Consider the following 17,150-nt stretch of genomic DNA (forward strand, 5'->3'; position numbering starts at 1 on the left):
CGAAACTCAATACAACGGGCCGTTGTTCATTTTCCGGTTTCGTGCAGTGTTTCGTGCAAAATCTGGGGGTTGGATTCCCCTGCATGACGCGGGGTCGCGGATCCCGGCGCCGAGGGTTCGGCGGTGCACGAATACGAACGATTAAGTGTTCTTCATAGGCTCGCGTAGTCGGAAGGCTGGCCCTTTAGCGGCTACACAAACGGGCCAGGAGTGCTGGCCCCGTTGGTCTCCTTCCTAGACCAGCTTTCCTCGGCTAATGGTGCTGCATTGAGTTCGTCCCGGCGCGCCTTCCAGTCGGGCAAGAAACCGTCCATAAGCGCTGTAAAGCGTTCGTTGTGGAGGCGTTCGAGAAGGTGAGTCATCTCATGGACGACGATGTACTCCAGGCAGTGGGGATGTTTCTTAGCCAGCTCCGCATTAAACCAGAGATGTGCCGACTCCCGATTGCATGAGCCCCATTTGGTTTTCATGCGACGGACAGACCACTTAGCAGCTTTGCGCCCGATGATTGGCTCCCACTTCGTTATAAGAGCTGGGAGTTCAGATCGCAATGCTTGCCGATACCACTTGTCCAGCGCCTCTCGTTTGGCTTCTGGTGTGCTGTCTTCGGGCGAATGCATGATCAGTTTATTGCCGGAGGTTTCGAAGCGAATTCGCCCTGGGGCGTATATGAGGTGGAGCCGGTAACGCTGTCCCCAAACGTAGTGAGATTCCCCGGCTACCATCTCGCGCTCGGACTGACGAACGGCGTTTCGTAGTTGCTCCCTTTGGCGCTTAATCCAAGGCAGTCGCTGAACGATAGCGAGTCGAATGGCATCATCATCCAGGCGCTCCGGAGCTGCCACTCGCACTCGTCCCAGTGGCGGGTAAACGGCGATATGCATGTTCTTGATGTGTTTGTAGACGACGTCCACATCAATGCCGGCAACCCGAATATAGGCGTTAGCGGTACTCATGCCGGGCCTTCACGAGATCAAACAGTTCGTCGAAACGATCAAAACTATCGGGCAGGACGCGCTGGATCGCTCGCTTGACGACTTTCTCCTTCATGACGTTGCCTACCCAGTCGTGAGGCCTGCCGCCGCGGATAGCGGCGTCAACCTGCACCGCCAGGTTTGGATCGTCGAAGTCGAAATCCACGAGCGCTCGTTGCGCACCGTCAACCGCCCATGCCGGGTAGTTGTTGCCGGTTCCTTCGGCTCCAACAGCTTTGGCGTGTGCAATCAACTCGTGGAGATATTCCTGGTATTCGAGGGCCCCCTGACGACGCTTCTCAATAATGGCATCCAGCAGCGAAGACATGGTCTCGTAGTACTTGGGATTCATCGCCTGCTCGTCGACGATCACCTGCCTGATATTGTTGACGATCACCTCGGCCATCGCATCTTGGTCTTTCTTGAGGCCTTCGGGGAGCTTGTCGAGGGCGGCAACACCCTCCTTGACGATCAGTTGCACCAGCCCGACGTCCTGGAAGTCTGCGACGACCTGCGAGGCATCTGCTCGAATGTAGGTGTCGAGGAGGAAGCGCATGTCGGCTTCGTACTGCTTGAAGTCCTCGTTCTCGCCGGCACCAACCTTGACCTCAGCAACGACGTCGACGTAGTGCTTGACCTCAGATGCGATAGATGCAGCCTGGGTGTCGTCATAGCCGGCCTTATCCATATCGGTGGCGATAGCCGCATAAGCGCGTGTAAGGGCAGCGACAGACTTGTAAAGCTCGACACGTTTGGCTTCATTTGCCTTGATCTGCGAGGCATTACCGACTTCGGCGGCCACAAAATAGTGCTGATACTGCTGCGGTTGCTTAGGAGGCAGCACGGCCTCGCAGAGGGCGCGGACGCGCTCCAGGGCGTCGTCAAGATCATGCCGTCCTTGGACATGACGGTCTTTCATGATGCCTTTGACGTCGTCCTCGTCGTAATCCTCGAACGCGCCCTGGGTGTAATCAGTGATCGCGTCTTCAAGCGAGTTGAAGAGGTCCTGATAGTCAACGATGTAGCCGTAGTCCTTATCGTCACCATCGAGCCGGTTGACACGGCAGATGGCTTGGAAGAGTCCGTGGTCGCGCATCTTTTTGTCGATGTAGAGATAGGTGGCGGAAGGTGCATCGAAGCCGGTAAGGAGCTTATCGACGACGATCAGCAACCGCATCTGGCCCGGCTCCTTGATGAATCGTTCTTTGACTTCCTTCTCGAACTGTTCGACTTTCGTCACTGCCTGGTCTGCAGGCTCATTGAAGTAGTCGGCCAGCATCTGTCGGTAGATGTTGTATTGGCGTATTCTCTCGGTCGCGCCGTGGCCGGTATCTTCCTTAGAGATGTCCCCGGGCTGCGGCTTGTAGCTAGTAACGATGGCGACCTTGCCCTTGAGGTGGGTTTGATTGAACATCTCATAGAACTGGCAGGCCTGGTAGATGCTGGCGCCGACGAGCATGGCGTTGCCTGCGCCGTCCATCAAGCGTGGTTTGGTGGCCATGTCGAACATGATGTCCATGGCAATCTGCTTCGATCGCGGCTCCGAGCTGATGACCTTTTGCATCGTGCCCCAGCGCTTCTTGAGCTCGGCCTTGGACAGGTCGGTCATGTTCTTCGTCGCTGAATCAAACCATTGATCGATCTTGGCATGGGAGACCAGTTCCTGGTCGATATTGCGGGCTTCATAGCGCAAATCCAGCACCACGCCATCCTCGACCGCTTCATCGAACTTATAGGTGTGGATGAAGGTACCAAAGGTTTCCATGCTGGTCGCCTTGTCCCTCTTTAGCAGCGGCGTGCCGGTGAAACCAATAAACATTGCGTCCGGCAGCAGCTGCTTCATGGCCTGATGCATCTTCCCCGACTGAGTACGGTGTGCTTCATCTACGAAAACGAAGAGGTTCCCCTTGGCCGAGAAGCCGGCGGGAATCTTGGCGCTCAACTCGGCGATGAAGGCGCCGCTGGCCTCGTCCCGGGCCTGGTCATCGTCACCAGATCGGAACTTGTGCACCAGGGACCCGATCAGCCACGGCTCGTGCTTGTTCAGCGCTGCAATCAGATCGGGCCCGGAGCTGGTGCGATAGATGTCCTCGTTGACCCCGTTGAAGACCTTCTTGATCTGTTCGTCCAACTCGGTGCGGTCGGTGATGATGAGGACGCGGGACTGTTCCGATCCGTGAGTCTGGTGCTCACGGATCCACTTAGCCAGCCACACCATTGTCAGGGATTTACCTGATCCCTGAGTGTGCCAGATGATGCCGCCCTCGCGCTTGGCAATGCGTTCCTGCGCTGCTTTGACTGCAAAGTACTGGTTGTGGCGGCAGGTTTTCTTAGTGCCGGAGTCAAAGACGATGAAGTCGTGGATTACCTCAAGGAAGCGCTCCTTGCGGCACATCTGAAGTAGTCCGCGATCCAGTGGGTCCTCTGTCTCAGATGGTTCTTTCCATGACAGCCAGTATTTTTCGGGTGTTTCGATGACTCCATAGCGCAGGCCCTCGATGTCGTTGCCGGCAAAAAGCAACTGAACAGTTGTGAAGAATGGCCGGATGAAGTCTTGGCGCTGATTTCCTATGTTCTGGCGGATACCCTCAGAGACACCGACCTTTGAGCGCTTAAGCTCTATGACACCGAGTGCCAGGCCATTAACATAGAGCACGATATCCGGGCGCTTGTTGTGCTCTCCCTTGATTGAGACTTCCTCCGCCACGAGGAAATCATTGGCTTCCGGGTTCTCCCAGTCGATCAGCCAGACAGTTTTGGTGTTCTCGCCGATGCCAGGCTTGACCTTAACGCCATAGCGCAGGAGGTTGTAGACGTCACGGTTGGCCTCGTAGAGCTTACGGCCGCCACCCAGGGAGGCGTCCCTCTTGAGCTGCTCAAGGGCCTTGTTGATCAGGTTGTCGTCATAGCCTCGCGCCCGGAGGTTCTGTTCGAGTAGTTCAGTTTCAACATGGGAATTACCCTCGCGGTACTCCCAATTGCCGCCATACTCATAGTCAAGCTGTTCTCGAAACAGCTTCACTACCCGGATTTGTGTCTTGCGTTCAACCTGTCCAACCTCGCTCATGAGCCAGATCCCCCGAGATTTAGTTCTATTTCCTGATTCTGCCAACTGCCATAGGATATGCCGCTTGACTGAAGTTTCCATTCCGCGCGGCCGTTCGAATTTCGTCCGCTCACGATCGCTGCTGCGGCCGATGGTGAGGCAAATACCTGGCTCCGAGCGAAGACAGCCAGCTTGCCATCAGCGGTCGGGACCAAGGTGCCATCCTGTTCCAGCTTGTCCCGCAACCGGCGATAACCGTCCTCAACGCCGATCCACGAGGGCCGGGCGAGGGAGCCCTCCAACACGGTAAACTCACCGTCTACTTCGTGAGCGGCGGCCACAATGTCGTCCTTCTTTAGACGCATTTCGAAAAGCGGTGAGACGGAAGGCTGGCTTGCCGGATTGGGCTCAACCGGAACAATTGGTGCGGTTGAAATGCTTGTGTTCCGAAACAGATTTACCCCTAACACCGGCAGCGCAATCTTGGCCTGTGAGATGAAGTACTCCATATCCGATATGTCAGACTCGGGCAGGGGCAATGGTGCGGGAGTAGTGCCGTTCACAAGACGCGCCCGGCTCGCCTGTCGGGCCAATGTAATTAAGCGAGATTCCAGATAACGGGCATGGGCTTTGGTGAGATTGGAGTCCTTGCTCGTGAGTACGATGGCTCGCTCCCAGAAGTCCTTTCCACCTTGGTCCTCTGTGCGGGAATGCTGGTATAACCGTTTACTTACGTCATCGCCTTCCCCAATATAAGCCAGCGAACCGCCCATACTGTCCGGGTCATCACCAAGCAGTATGTAGATGCCGGTGCGGATGGCTTCAGGACGCTTCAACAACGCTCCGAGGTCGGATCGAGGAGCGGCGACAACGTGGCCAGTCCAGTTCATAATCTCAGCCGTCAGCAATCCGCCAGGAGTTCCATCTGCGAGGAAGAGACGAACGGATTTACCCGCACTCATGCTTTTGCCTCCGCTGAACCTAGCCGAGCATGGCCAGTCAGGAGCTCCTGCATCATCCCTTGCCTAGTTGATGTTGCCTTGGCCAGCGTGGTACGAAGCAGGTCAACTTCCTTATCACTATCAATCAGAACTTCGGCGATAGCACGCTGTTCGACCACGGATGGCAGAGAGAGTCTAATGCTGGAGATGTACGAGCGAGTCGTCGCTAGTACCTTGGTTCCCGCTGCCAGTCGGAGAAGTGAATCGCGGAAAGCAGGGATGAACTGCAGATAGCCTTTGAAACCGTCGGCAAGCACGGCTTTATCGAACCGAGCTGCGATTGTGTGCAGTCCAGGCACAACGCCTTCCAATGGCACCGAAGAAATCTCAACTGACTTGCCGACACCGTCGGGATCCTCTGACGCGTCAGCGAAGACAACATCTCCTACCTGCAGGCGTCCAGCAGATCCAGCAATGCTGCGTGCCGCTCGCGGCATATCTTCCTTGTCTGCCTCAATGTGCACGCTTGAGCGTGTGTGAATGTCACCGTAATGGAGATATCTCAACGGCGACGTGGTGTCGAGTTGCGCGCGAGACAGTGCAACCGTCTTTACGTAAGAGACGTGGTCACCGAGCAAAACATTTCGCCACGGTTCATCAAAACCCGGCAGTCGCGTCTGTCCAGTGAGAAGTTGTTGCACCGTTCCCTGCTTGATCGCCTGCTTCTTTGCAATCAAGGACTTCAGGGTGGTGGCGAGATTATCGGCATCATCGAGAGCATCAGAAATTACCTTCTGTGTCTCGATGTCAGGGAGCGGAATCTCGAAGTCGCGAACTTGCTCGAGAGAAAGGTTTGCCTGCGCGGCTTGAACATTGATCCCTGCGATATGACGTTCGATTGCCTGGCTCCGCAAAGCCCAAAGCAGGTAACGGGGATCGATACCACTGCGCTTGGACGGTCGAATAATGGCAAACGCTTGGTTGGTATTGGCCGGCAACCAGGAGGAATCAACGATCGCCGTGCGGCCAAGTGCGCCCGCAATCGAGAACAGAATGTCATCCTGTTTTAATTGCGAACGTCGCAACAGACCGTGGGTAGACGCGTCGATGTAGGCAACTTTGTCAGGGAGATACTTTCCGTCGGTAGCAATGGTCTCGACCTTGATGAACCGCACACCGCTTGATACAAAGGCGCGTCCGAGAGAAGTAGGGGTAGTACCCTTTGTCACTACATCGCTGATAGATCTGATCGTCACCGTGGGAAATGCCGTCATTTGACCCCCATCTTGGCCAAGTGCATAGAAACCCTTCCCTCTAGCTCAGAAAGCTTGATGCCGAGGTCCGCATTGGTGTCGCCATATCGCTCGCCAAGCTGTTGGATGCGGGCAACCAGCCCAAGAGTGAGTGCGTTGACCTCTGCTGCGATGCGGTGCCCGATTGTTGCGTCCCATTTATCGTCAAGCACAAGGCACTTCACGTTTTCCTCGCCCAGATCACCATACTTTTGCAGCGTGGCTAGGTCGAGCCCGGCCTGGGCATCCTTTACTGCTTTTTTGGCTGACGCTTCGACGTTATAGAGCATGATTAATTGCTCAAGTGCTTGTACTTCTTCAGGGTCACTGCCTTCACGTTTGGAGTCCCGCAGGCGAGCAACTGCGAGGGCCTTACTGATCTTGTCGTCGTCCATGGCTGCGGCAAGGAGTCCGTCATCGACGGCGTGTTCTTCCGTGAACTCCTCAACGCTGCGGCTCGCCTCCTCGGCAGCTAAGGTCAGGTCGTCGATTTTCGACTGCGCATCCGCAAAGTAACGTGCAACTACTAGTGAAGGCGGGATCAGATCCATCTTGTATTTTGAAGCGTTGCGGCCGGAACCGACGGCTAAGTCCGGCGTTTCCGATAGTTTGCGCTCTTTGTCGTCGATGGTCTTGCGGGGTGTTGCAGCACCGGCCCAGCCGTCATTCATTATGAGGAAAACGTCATCGTGCATGATGCCGTGCCAATAAGACATGAGCTGCTCGTACACGCTGTACTCGTCCAGTAGTGGCATGTGCTTGAACCGAGCAAGCAGATCGTCACCCAGCTCGGCAATGAGGATATTTGGCTTGGTGTCTTGGCTAATGGCTTCTAGGGCTGCCCGGTGGTCCGCAAACCAATTGTCGACTTCGGCGCCGACGTCCTTGGCGAACTGCTTAAACTCCGCAGAGTCAAGGATGGTTTGCTGCACCTCGCCGACGTCAATAGCCAAGTCACTATAACCGGGGCGATTCGGCTGGAATAGCGTCGATCGGAGAGTCGGGAAGGCTTCCCAATAGCCAGCCAGCGCATCGAGGTCCCGCTCTGGGATGCCGCCGTGGATGTGAGCTTGAAGGTCCTGAAGATCTTCTGGCTCGGAGGAATCTATGTAGCGCGACAGATTAAGGTTGTAGCCATTCTTGTCATCCGCGATCTCGGACAATGAGACTACTCGCGAATAGCGTAGGAGCTCCGTCTGCTTGGTGAAAACGTCAACGATCTTGTGCAAGTCTTGCGACCGAAGGCGGTTCTTGTTGCCGTCTTTGATGAAGCCTTTTGAGGCATCGATCATGAAGACGCCGGTGCGGGCAGCCGCGTTTTCCTTGTCCAGGACGATCACGCAGGCTGGGATGCCCGTGCCATAGAAGAGATTGGCGGGCAACCCGATAATGCCCTTGATGAAGCCCTGCTTGAGTAAACGCTTGCGGATTACGGCTTCGGCGTTGCCGCGGAACAAGACGCCGTGGGGCAGGATGACCGCAGCCTTGCCTGTGCTCTTCATCGATTTCAGGATGTGCAACAGGAATGCGTAGTCGCCGTTTTTATCCGGCGGCATACCGTATTCGAAGCGGCCGAATTCGTTCTCAAGCCCGTTATTCCAAGACTTCACCGAGAATGGCGGATTAGCCACCACAAAGTCGAAGGTTTCTAGATGGTCGTCCTTAATGAACTGCGGACTGGTAATGGTGTCGCCCTTGCGGATCTCGGCGATCTCGTTGCCGTGCAGGATCATGTTCATCTTGGACAGCGCCCAGGTTGCGTTGTCCTTTTCCTGGCCGTAAAGGGTGAGTCCGTTCGGCGCTTCGTCGCCGACTTTGAGCAAGAGTGATCCGGAGCCGCAGGTTGGGTCATAGGCTGTAGCCGAGTATGGCGTGTCAGCATTGATGCCGAGAAGCTTGGCAAGTATGCGGGAGACCTCGGCCGGTGTGTAGAACTGCCCTTTGGACTTGCCAGACTCAGTCGCGAAGTGCCGCATCAAATATTCATACGCGTCTCCCAGCAGGTCATCGCCCTCGGCGCGGGAGCCACGGAAGTCCAGGTCCTGGAAGATAGCGACCAACTTCGAGAGACGGTCCTGCATCTCCTTGCCCTTGCCAAGCTTTTCTTCGTCATTGAAGTCAGCTAGGTCAATCACTTTTTGCAGAGCGTTGGCTTCTGCAAGCTTGGCGATGATCTTGTTGATCCTGTCACCAATTTCTTTGTCGCCCTTAGCAGCGATCATGTCATCGAAGGAGCCGCCAGCTGGTACCTCGATCAGTGAGTTTGGGTCAGTCTTTGACTTATCCGAGACGTACTTCACGAAGAGCATTGTCAGGATGTAATCCTTGTACTGGCTGGCGTCCATCCCACCCCGCAGTTCATCACAGCTCTTCCAAAGTGAGCTGTAAAGATCCGATTTTTTGAGCGCCACGCCCCACACTCCTTGCGTTGATTCCTATGTCAGTTGAGTTTGTCATGCCCGAGGTCTTGGAGGTGGCGGGGTTCCGCACCTCGACGCTGCACCGTTAGGCCAGCGCCCGTAAGCCGGTCCTCCACCGTGCATCGACGAAGGACCGGCTAAGACCCTGTCGTTTTCACAAGTCGGCTGCACAAGCGCCCGCGGAATTCCGGGGTTGTGCAGCCGAGTATGGATATTGAAATGTCAGAAGTACCCTGCACAAGACTGCACTCTGCTCAATAGTCCTCTGCACCAAGCTGCCGGCCCTATGTCTTTGGCGTCTGGGCCTCTCCTGTTGCCGGGATCCATCGGTAAAGGGTAGGTACGGAGACTCCTAGAGTGTCGGCGACCTCCCGTGGCGGCGTTCCCTGCTTGAGGAGTTTGCGGGCCGAGCGGATCTTGGCATCTGTCATGATGCGTTTGCGTCCGCCGACCCGTCCTTGTTGGCGCGCGGCCTGTAGGCCGGCCTGTGTGCGTTCGACCATGAGTTCCCGTTCCATCTGGGCCAGGGATGCCATGACGTTGAAGAAGAAGCGTCCGGAGACCGTTGTGGTGTCGATGGCGTCGGTGAGGCTGACGAATCCCACGCCGCGGTCGCTCAGTCCGCCGGCGAAGTCCAGGAGGTCTTTCACGCTCCGGCCCAGGCGGTCCAGCTTCCACACCACCAGGGTGTCACCGTGGCGCAGGTTGTCCAGAGCCTGGTCGAGGCCGGGTCGTTGAGACTTGGTGCCGCTGATGGTGTCTTTGTAGATCTTGTCGCATCCGGCCTTATTCAGGGCTTCGACCTGCAGGTCCAGGTTCTGATCCCGCGTGGAGACCCGGGCGTAGCCGATGCGGTGTGAGGCCATGGGTTTGCTCTTCTCAAAACTCGATTCGGGCTCTTAATTCGACTGTACAGTTTTGAGAACTATTTGTGAGAACAGGCGCGCGGGGTGTTCGCTTTTGGTCATCGAGCCGATTTTCCGCCGCCAGGGCGTCGTACTACTCCGATGGGTGAGCCGCTCCGGGATTCTCGATTCGATCTGTTCTTGGAATCCTTCGTTATCAAGACCCGCCAAGAGGGCTATAAGTCGAGGGGTTAACCTCGCCAGCCTGTCGTACCACCGGAATATGATTTCCGCATGGGGACATCCGAATGCTGGCCGTTGGAGCTGATTTACGGCGAGTTCCGGCGAGCATTGGAGTCGGGTGACACCGAATGCGCGCTGGACTTGATGGCGACGGCGGCGCTGGCAGCCCAGAGCACTCCTGCTCAAATCGAACGCGAGAAACTCTGGGACTTGGCGCGCTGCGGAGCCATCAGCGTGGAATGTGCTGACATCCGACGAAATCAAGACTTCGAGAACGCCGCATTGCGCTTCGCAGTGAGTGCTGTCAGCCCTTTAGCCAGCGCGCTTCCGGCCGACGTGGGGGCCTCAATGGTGAGACGACAGGGGTGGATCTATGCGTGGGACCAGCTAAGAAACTGCCATCCTGCATCCAACTCCGAAGCCTTAGTCCTTTACTCGCGAGCAGTCAGCGATTACCTCGAAGGTGAAGCTACGCCAGGTCTTGGGCCAGGGAGCGATCTTGCCCATCTAACTCGCGAAGTAGAGCAGCAGTTCTCGGACTACTCCAGAGGCTGCCTTACTAGGAGCGTCCCTGTCTCAGTCGCAGACGAAGAGGATGGTCCGGAAAATGAAACACGCATCATCGATGAATTCGAATCGTTTCTCGGCAATGGTGAGCCCGCTCAGGGTTTGAACCTCTTGGCCGTCGCCTGGTTTGGTGCAGGGTCCTACGGTTTGGAAGACGAAACGATATCCCAGCTTGTTGCCAGGAGTGCCACCCTCATTCGAGACAACTGGGATCACTCCACAGAAATCAAGGACGTCCTGTCTCGGTTATGGGTCACTGCCTACTCGGAGTTGGTTCAGGACGCCCAAGCGCTCGGGGAGCTCCCGGGATTCGAAGCAGAATTGCCGCCGCTGTCTGCGGCCGACCAGCTGTTCCTGAGTTCTTCCCTTGAGGAATATGAAGCACGGCAATTCGGACAGTACGACGGGGACGATGAGGAAGACCTAACCAATGACCCCGACGAAGACGTACCCGACGACCCCGATGAAGACGACTTTGACAGCTTGGAGGACGAAGATGATCTAGCCTCACTGGTCCCAAGATCCCCGCTGGTCGCCACCGCGTTGCGTCATCTGGAACAGACCATTGGATTTCATCCTGGTTCCAGCGTTTTATCCGAGGCCTCCGTCGATGCCGCTCATCAAATATGGGTTACTCACGCAACCATCACCGCATCATGGGATGACGATGGGTCCGAGGCGCCAGGGTATGGACGGAAGATCCGAACGGAAATTGAGAAGTGGGCCGAAGATGTGGCCGCTCAAATGTATCCGCAGCCGGCCGACAGTCGCCCCACTCCTCAAAAGAGAGGACGCCGTATCTACGAGTCCACTTGGGCGTGGGCGATCGCAGCCGGGATTTTCGCAGTCGTTGTGCGAGCTTACGGAGGATTCTGGTTTGCGGTTGGCCTCGGAGCCCTAATTGGACACCTATTTTCATCGAACTATGACTCCATTAGTGCACCCCGGCTGGAGCCGCTTCCGGACCCGGCAGCAGACGACCGCGCGAAGGTGCGAAAGGCGCTTCTAGAGATCGGCATGCACGTCGCAGTGAAATATGACTCCGCCGAGTATGCTTCGGATCTTTCGCCAGCTGCGCTACGGAAACTTGTGAACGGCGCTTGGCAACCGCAGGGCCCTCCGCCCCCACGCATGCGTTCCTGTACTCACAGGGAAGCAGAGTATGTGGCAGCGCAATGGATGAGATATCTCGGTGCCACTTCGTGCAGGGTCACCCAAGCCTCGCGGGATGGGGGCATGGACATCGTTTCAGACACCCATGTTGCAGAAGTGAAACATCATCAATCCCCGGTCGGGGTGAGCTTTGTGCGGCAGATCTACGGGACTGCTACCAGCACCTCCAAGATGGCCGTTTTCTTCTCCCTGAGCGAATACACCAAGGAGGCGAAAGAATTTGCCAATGCCAACAACATCGCACTCTTTCGCTACGATCCCCTGAAAGCCACACTCGCGCCGAAATCGCAGAGTGCTCTTGAGGCATCGCAACACGGGCTGAACGGCGGAACGAAGTTTAACGGCGCGAACACCTGAGGCCGCCGAGTGCACGCCATTGCTCACGGGCTGGTGCACGGCTTCCCTGGTGCAGGCCAGTTCAAACTGTGAAGGCCGCAAACGGCTTCCGAGGATGACGGCAGCCCGATGGGATTAATGACGGAGTTGCCAACGTGAGTGCAGGGGGCTTCTGACATCCCGTGCAGACGACTTCTGAAACTGACAGACCCTGTCGAATCCAGGCCACGGCATGTACGTAAGACCCGCACGGTGAAATGCACGATGATGGGGGGATAACTGCAACTATGTTCCTATGACTGGAATGAAGATCGGTTATGCCCGCGTCTCTACGAGCGAGCAGGACCTGACCGCCCAAAGAAATGCGCTCCGTTCCCTGGGAGTAGGAGAACAGCAGATCTTCGTCGACCATGGACTCACAGGAGCGAATCGGGTGCGCCCGGGGCTTCGTGAAGCGATGGCAGCGTGCCGGGCCGGCGATACGCTCGTAGTGACTAAACTCGATCGCCTGGCGCGTTCCCTTTCCGATGCCAGGGACATAGCCGATGAGCTGACCACTAAAGGAGTGGTCCTCAGCCTCGGCGGGAGCACCCATGATCCAACTGACCCGGTAGGCCGGCTGCTGTTCAACGTCCTGGGGATGGTGGCCGAGTTTGAGGCGGACCTGATCCGAATGCGCACCCGTGAGGGGATGGCGGTCGCAAAAGCCAAGGGGCGGCTGAAAGGTAAGCAGCCGAAACTCTCCAAGACCCAACGGAAGCATCTACTTGCGCTGCATGACGCCGGCGAACACACGCAGGCTGAGCTGGCGGAACTGTTCGGCGTGTCCCGGACCACGGTGTACCGAGAGCTTCTACGGAGCTCCACCTAGACCGGCGATGTGACCAGCCGTTGGAATCTACCGTTCAGGAATGGAGTGCCAGATACGGCAGTCAGCCACCGCGTGATAAGGCGTTATCAGACAAGAACACGAAGTCTCAGGCCAGCGAGTGGCGCGGCAATATGTTGTCAGTGGCGGCAGATAGCGTTAAGGCATGACCACTGCACCCAAGGTATTCATCAGCCACGCGACCGAAGACAAGACAGCATTCGTCGTGCCCTACGCCACGAGACTCCGGGAAAAAGGCGTGGATGCCTGGGTCGATCAGTGGGAGATCAAAGCGGGTGAATCCCTCGTGGACCGTATTTTTGAGTCTGGGATCAAAGAAGCCTCGGTGTTCATCGTCGTATTGTCCTCCACCAGCGTGGCCAAACCTTGGGTGAGGGATGAGCTGGACGCAGGCGTCATGAGACGCATATCCGGACAGGCTAAGGTCATCCCTATCCTCCTCGACGATGTCGAGGTCCCGGTATCGCTCCAGCACACTCTTTATCTTTCGGTTCCTAAGGATGGTCTCGATGGGGTGATCGAAAAGACTCTGCATTCCATCTTCGAGGTCGACACCAAGCCAGCCCTGGGCGCGCCTCCCGCGTATGCAACTGCGGCTGACTTGCCGAAGGTAGTTCCCGACGCAGTGGACAACATCGTCCTCAATGCCATAATCGATCTGCATCTAGACAGTGGCGTAAGTACGATCAGTGACCACGATCTTCTGGAACGGCTGGCCGGAACTGACGTATCGGAAGACGCGATGAACGAAAGCGTGGAAATCTTCGAATCGGAGAGACGGCTTAAGCGCCAGAAGATGCTTGGCGGCAATTGGTTCATCACGGAAGTGAAAAGCAGAACACTGCTATCCGCGCTGTCGGCCCGAGGTGTTGACGTATCCGGCCTGCAAAAGCGTCTCTTGGCCTCGATCGTAAACAGTCCGCAGCAGGCCATTACAGTTACCTCCTTCGAAGACCAGCCTGAAGCAGTAACGGAGGCACTTCTCGATTCCTTGGAGTCTCGTGGTCTTTTTAAAACTCAGAAGGCAATGAGCGGCCACGTTTTCGTCCACTCCGTTTCGGCCGAAGCTACTCGCATGGTTCGCCGCTCGTGATGCACTGAACGCCTCCGTCGCAATGGCGCTGCCGGCAGAAGAAGGTAAGGGAACCTGTTTTCGCCTACTCCCTGTGCGATAACTCGGCGGCACCCTCCAGGTAACTGAGCGGGTGCACGAATACCGATAAGTATCCTGCTGTCATCCGCAGAATTTAGGAGATCCGCGGCTTCTCAAACTCAACTTCTTCGCCCGAAGACCTCAGGCACGCAACTCGAAGACAGGTCGGCCAAAGGCGTCGCGCTGGTTATGCACCGTCGGATACAGCTTCTGCCCCCTCACCTCATAAACCGGCAAGCCAAAGGCGTCGCGCTGGTTATGCACCGTCGGATACAGCTTCTGCCCCCTCACCTCATAAACCGGCAAGCCGAAGCCGTCGCGCTGATTGTTTACGGTGGGATAAGCCTTCATGAAATTTCTTCTATCTCGTAAGGGGTTTGTGGGTGATGCCTCTAACTTCGCGACTTGAGTCGCGAGGCGGGTAATGAGAGTGAGGTTGGAGCCGCCGCTCGCGACGAGCGGCGGCTCCAACCGGTCCGGATCAGCCCTTCCCCAAGGTGGATCCTGCCTGCGACTTGGCCGCTTTGCTTGTTGAGCTTGAAGCGAGCTTCGCGCCAGCTTTCGACAGTGCAGCTTTTGACGGTTTTGCACTCTTTCCCATGGTTCCCTCCTTCCCGTCGGATGTCGTCTGTGGGTACTGGGGTACCGAGAGGCTGCGCTAAACCTGTTAGCCCTTGCTGGAGCGCGGGTCGTTGCCGGGGTGAATGGTGTCCTGTTGGCGAATCGTGCCGTTCAAAGCACGAACCTGCAGTTCGCCGCCTCCGTCATTTCCGAGGATCTGCCTGGCGCGGTCAATCCCGTCCCGCTGGGTATCCGTAACCGCTGACGCCCTAGCCCCACCAGGTTTGACAACCTCAAAGCGGCCGTCGTCACGCTTCTGCACCACACGCTTGTTTACAGTCATGATCTGACCTTTCTAATAGATGAATGCGTCGAATTCGATTCACTGATTCAACTCTAACACGGCGATGCGGACTCGCAACACTGCATCACTTGTGAGACGCTTAGGGGGTGGAAAATGGAGCTATGAATCGCACATCAATAGACGTGGGAGGCTTATTCGCCGCCCTCAACGCGGCGCGCGAAGCTCGCGGGTCCTCCTGGAGGGCCCTTGCAAAGGAAATAGGTGTAAGTCCTTCGCTTCTGTCTCGATTAGGGAATGGGCTTAAACCGGACGCTGACAGCTTCGCCACGCTTGTTAGCTGGCTGGGCCTGAAGGCGGAACAGTTCTTCGTGGACCCAGCGCAGCAATCTGACCGACCCGAGCCAGAGCTAATGGCACAGCTCGCACCCCTTCTTCGAGCAAGACATGATCTGAGCAAGGCCGACGTCGATTACCTCGAAGAGATAATCGCAGCGACGGTACGGCGCACGCAATCAAATCTTTGAGCACTTATGCAAAGGGGATTCAAAGCCGCAGCTAAAAGACTCGCACTCGAGCTAAGAGAAGAGGTTGGACTCAAAGCAACCGATCAGTTCGACCCCTACCAGATGGCCGAACTCTATGGGATCCAAGTTCACCGGTTGAGTGAGCTGGACTGTTCTGAAGAGGCACGCCGTCACTTCATGGGCTCCAATTCAGGATTTCTTTCAGGGGCCTTGATTCCAATCGGGTCGAAGCTAGCTATTCTCGACCACGACGGGCACTCCGTCGCACGACGCCGAGCAACCCTAAGCCACGAACTATCCCACGTGGTCCTAGAACATCACTTCTCAAACTCCGCACTACTCGACTCGTCGGGATGCCGAACCTCCGATCCGGAACAGGAAGAGGAAGCAAATGAGCTCTCAGGAGAATTGCTGGTGCCCTTTTCTGCAGCCTTGGCAATGGCCCGCAAAGGACACGACGATGCAACAGTCGCCTCGGCTATGGGAGTCAGTCTGGAGTTCGCTCGGTGGAGGATGAATGCCTCAGGAGCACGCAAGATCGCGAGTCGAGGGAAAAAATGGTCGGCCGCTTCCTGAGAGATCATTCTGCGAAGCGGACCTGATCCGGATGCGCAACGACGCTCTGCACTGTAGACCAGCGACCCTTAACCGGAGATGCGGCGCATCGTTAGATACCTAGGGCTCGCCTATAACAATGACAGTTCATCTTGGCAGAGCGACTGTGGGGCGCGCGTATCTTCGAGGGCGAATCTAAGTCGATTGCCCCGTATAAAACTCGAAAGTCTCTGATGGAGATACATGGATATATCAACACTACTCATACCCGTAGTAGCTGCCTTCCTCGCGCTTCTCGGAAACTCACTACTGCTTCGTCTCCAGACCAGAGTGAAGACTAAGGAAGAACTCAGAGCGTTTGTCCGCGAGCTGCATTCCGGAACAGTTGACTTAGTAGTGGATTTGGACCTACTGGTCCGTGAGCTTAGGTCGTCCTTCTTGTACGGCTCCCCATGGTCGGAGGAAGAACAGGCCAGAGTCAGTGAACTTGCAAAGACGGCCTGGGAAGGCGATCTACTTCGTCGGACTCGAAAAATCAGCTACGGGCACCCAGACCCGGATGTCCGAGATGCATCGCACAAGCTTGATACCTCAGTATCCGATTTAATCACCGTGGTCAGGACTACTGACACGCAGCGGAAAGAGCTGGGATGGAGACTCTTAGACCACACGGACTACCAGAAACTTTTCATTCCGGTTGAAAGAAGCATGAAGGAACTCAGAGCGGCCGTGTACCAGGCTCCCCGACGCGATGTCCCCTCACGAACTTACGACGGCTCGACGCGTTCCAGCACCCACCACCAACGACTGGAGGCGACTTTAGGCGCGGGAGACGTAGAGAAGAAGCGAGCACCAATGCGAGTTAAGGGTAGGGATACCTAGTCCCGCCGGGGGTGCAGAACGTCGCACCCGGGAGCCGAGCACCACGAGGCCTATGCTTGCACGAAATCGAACGATTCCGTGCATGTGCTCCTGAGTAAGGTAAGGACATGAACCCGCCAGCATCGCTCGAACGCGGAGACCGGGGCCATCGCGGGCTCAGGTGGCTGCGATTGCTGGCTGTCGTGTTCACTATTGCCGCACTTGGGTCGCTCGTGCTGGTCGTTACCGATCTGTTGATCGGCCGCCCACCTGCAGGCGACCTGTTCATCGCGTGCCTCAATGCTCTGGCCGCAGTGGTGCTTCGGCGAGAGGTTTCTAAAGCCAGAGGGCAAAATTAGAGGATGACCTCTAACGATGCGGCGGAATCCACCTCGACAGCCGTAACTGCGCAGCCTATTGAAAGCATTGGCAGCATGCTGGCAGCGACAGCACCCGACATGTCCAA

The 17,150-nt window shown here is 56.5% G+C and carries 15 protein-coding genes; 7 read left to right on the plus strand and 8 right to left on the minus strand.

The genetic code is table 11. The features are described 5' to 3' along the window. Positions 1-191: 191 nt before the first annotated feature. The 6 genes from EU811_RS20865 to EU811_RS20890 form a co-directional block, all read right to left on the minus strand. Positions 192-956 (minus strand): M48 family metallopeptidase, encoded by a 765-nt coding sequence (locus EU811_RS20865; protein WP_142940190.1) that lies wholly within the window; start codon positions 954-956, stop codon positions 192-194. Beyond that, the gene (locus EU811_RS20870) at positions 943-4,041 is read right to left on the minus strand and encodes a type I restriction endonuclease subunit R (RefSeq protein ID WP_142940191.1); all 3,099 of its coding nucleotides are present in this window, start codon (positions 4,039-4,041) and stop codon (positions 943-945) included. The genes EU811_RS20865 and EU811_RS20870 overlap by 14 nt, the downstream gene beginning before the upstream one ends. Further along, entirely contained in the window at positions 4,038-4,982 is a 945-nt protein-coding gene (locus EU811_RS20875; RefSeq protein ID WP_142940192.1) for a GIY-YIG nuclease family protein, read from the minus strand. The genes EU811_RS20870 and EU811_RS20875 overlap by 4 nt, the downstream gene beginning before the upstream one ends. Continuing rightward, on the minus strand, positions 4,979-6,235 hold the full coding sequence (locus tag EU811_RS20880) for a restriction endonuclease subunit S (protein WP_142940193.1): 1,257 nt from the start codon (positions 6,233-6,235) through the stop codon (positions 4,979-4,981). The genes EU811_RS20875 and EU811_RS20880 overlap by 4 nt, the downstream gene beginning before the upstream one ends. Further along, positions 6,232-8,664 (minus strand): type I restriction-modification system subunit M, encoded by a 2,433-nt coding sequence (locus tag EU811_RS20885; RefSeq protein ID WP_142940194.1) that lies wholly within the window; start codon positions 8,662-8,664, stop codon positions 6,232-6,234. The genes EU811_RS20880 and EU811_RS20885 overlap by 4 nt, the downstream gene beginning before the upstream one ends. Before the next feature lie 293 nt (positions 8,665-8,957). Further along, positions 8,958-9,539 carry a recombinase family protein gene (locus EU811_RS20890; RefSeq protein ID WP_142940195.1) on the minus strand — a complete coding sequence of 194 codons (582 nt, stop codon included), beginning with the start codon at positions 9,537-9,539 and terminating at the stop codon, positions 8,958-8,960. Between the two features lie 273 nt (positions 9,540-9,812). On the opposite strand from EU811_RS20890, the gene EU811_RS24385 reads away from it, so the two are divergent. From EU811_RS24385 to EU811_RS20905, 3 genes are all read left to right on the plus strand, one after another. After that, positions 9,813-11,858, plus strand: coding sequence for a restriction endonuclease (locus tag EU811_RS24385; protein WP_238703489.1), 2,046 nt, complete (start codon positions 9,813-9,815; stop codon positions 11,856-11,858). Between the two features lie 274 nt (positions 11,859-12,132). Next, on the plus strand, positions 12,133-12,708 hold the full coding sequence (locus EU811_RS20900) for a recombinase family protein (RefSeq protein ID WP_202979334.1): 576 nt from the start codon (positions 12,133-12,135) through the stop codon (positions 12,706-12,708). Positions 12,709-12,871: 163 nt separating this feature from the next. After that, complete coding sequence (locus EU811_RS20905; RefSeq protein ID WP_142940196.1) at positions 12,872-13,819, plus strand: toll/interleukin-1 receptor domain-containing protein; 948 nt, start codon at positions 12,872-12,874, stop codon at positions 13,817-13,819. 201 nt (positions 13,820-14,020) lie between these two features. Here EU811_RS20905 and EU811_RS20910 read toward each other — a convergent pair whose 3' ends face one another. Then, a complete protein-coding gene (locus tag EU811_RS20910) occupies positions 14,021-14,230 on the minus strand; it encodes a hypothetical protein (RefSeq protein ID WP_142940197.1) in 210 nt (69 codons plus the stop codon). A 316-nt stretch (positions 14,231-14,546) separates the two neighbouring features. After that, entirely contained in the window at positions 14,547-14,783 is a 237-nt protein-coding gene (locus EU811_RS20915) for a DUF2188 domain-containing protein (protein WP_043432583.1), read from the minus strand. Positions 14,784-14,905: 122 nt separating this feature from the next. Here EU811_RS20915 and EU811_RS20920 point away from each other — a divergent pair, with 122 nt between their 5' ends. From EU811_RS20920 to EU811_RS20935, 4 genes are all read left to right on the plus strand, one after another. Further along, a complete protein-coding gene (locus EU811_RS20920; RefSeq protein WP_142940198.1) occupies positions 14,906-15,268 on the plus strand; it encodes a helix-turn-helix domain-containing protein in 363 nt (120 codons plus the stop codon). A gap of 177 nt (positions 15,269-15,445) precedes the next feature. Then, positions 15,446-15,844 carry an ImmA/IrrE family metallo-endopeptidase gene (locus EU811_RS24785; RefSeq protein WP_446698072.1) on the plus strand — a complete coding sequence of 133 codons (399 nt, stop codon included), beginning with the start codon at positions 15,446-15,448 and terminating at the stop codon, positions 15,842-15,844. 222 nt (positions 15,845-16,066) lie between these two features. Beyond that, on the plus strand, positions 16,067-16,705 hold the full coding sequence (locus EU811_RS20930) for a hypothetical protein (protein ID WP_142940200.1): 639 nt from the start codon (positions 16,067-16,069) through the stop codon (positions 16,703-16,705). Positions 16,706-16,812: 107 nt separating this feature from the next. Then, positions 16,813-17,043 (plus strand): hypothetical protein, encoded by a 231-nt coding sequence (locus tag EU811_RS20935; protein WP_142940201.1) that lies wholly within the window; start codon positions 16,813-16,815, stop codon positions 17,041-17,043. Positions 17,044-17,150: the final 107 nt, after the last annotated feature.

The sequence above is a fragment of the Arthrobacter sp. TS-15 genome (genome assembly GCF_006964045.1).
GTDB lineage: Bacteria > Actinomycetota > Actinomycetes > Actinomycetales > Micrococcaceae > Arthrobacter.

What these genes read in the sequence shown, in the direction of transcription:
- EU811_RS20910 (WP_142940197.1), bottom strand. Translation starts at nt 14,230, where the DNA reads ATGAAGGCTTATCCCACCGTAAACAATCAGCGCGACGGCTTCGGCTTG.
- EU811_RS20930 (WP_142940200.1), top strand. Translation starts at nt 16,067, where the DNA reads ATGGATATATCAACACTACTCATACCCGTAGTAGCTGCCTTCCTCGCG.
- EU811_RS20875 (WP_142940192.1), bottom strand. Translation starts at nt 4,982, where the DNA reads ATGAGTGCGGGTAAATCCGTTCGTCTCTTCCTCGCAGATGGAACTCCT.
- EU811_RS20935 (WP_142940201.1), top strand. Translation starts at nt 16,813, where the DNA reads ATGAACCCGCCAGCATCGCTCGAACGCGGAGACCGGGGCCATCGCGGG.
- EU811_RS20870 (WP_142940191.1), bottom strand. Translation starts at nt 4,041, where the DNA reads ATGAGCGAGGTTGGACAGGTTGAACGCAAGACACAAATCCGGGTAGTG.
- EU811_RS24785 (WP_446698072.1), top strand. Translation starts at nt 15,446, where the DNA reads ATGGGCTCCAATTCAGGATTTCTTTCAGGGGCCTTGATTCCAATCGGG.
- EU811_RS20920 (WP_142940198.1), top strand. Translation starts at nt 14,906, where the DNA reads ATGAATCGCACATCAATAGACGTGGGAGGCTTATTCGCCGCCCTCAAC.
- EU811_RS20890 (WP_142940195.1), bottom strand. Translation starts at nt 9,539, where the DNA reads ATGGCCTCACACCGCATCGGCTACGCCCGGGTCTCCACGCGGGATCAG.
- EU811_RS20880 (WP_142940193.1), bottom strand. Translation starts at nt 6,235, where the DNA reads ATGACGGCATTTCCCACGGTGACGATCAGATCTATCAGCGATGTAGTG.
- EU811_RS20915 (WP_043432583.1), bottom strand. Translation starts at nt 14,783, where the DNA reads ATGACTGTAAACAAGCGTGTGGTGCAGAAGCGTGACGACGGCCGCTTT.
- EU811_RS20865 (WP_142940190.1), bottom strand. Translation starts at nt 956, where the DNA reads ATGAGTACCGCTAACGCCTATATTCGGGTTGCCGGCATTGATGTGGAC.
- EU811_RS20900 (WP_202979334.1), top strand. Translation starts at nt 12,133, where the DNA reads ATGACTGGAATGAAGATCGGTTATGCCCGCGTCTCTACGAGCGAGCAG.
- EU811_RS24385 (WP_238703489.1), top strand. Translation starts at nt 9,813, where the DNA reads ATGGGGACATCCGAATGCTGGCCGTTGGAGCTGATTTACGGCGAGTTC.
- EU811_RS20905 (WP_142940196.1), top strand. Translation starts at nt 12,872, where the DNA reads ATGACCACTGCACCCAAGGTATTCATCAGCCACGCGACCGAAGACAAG.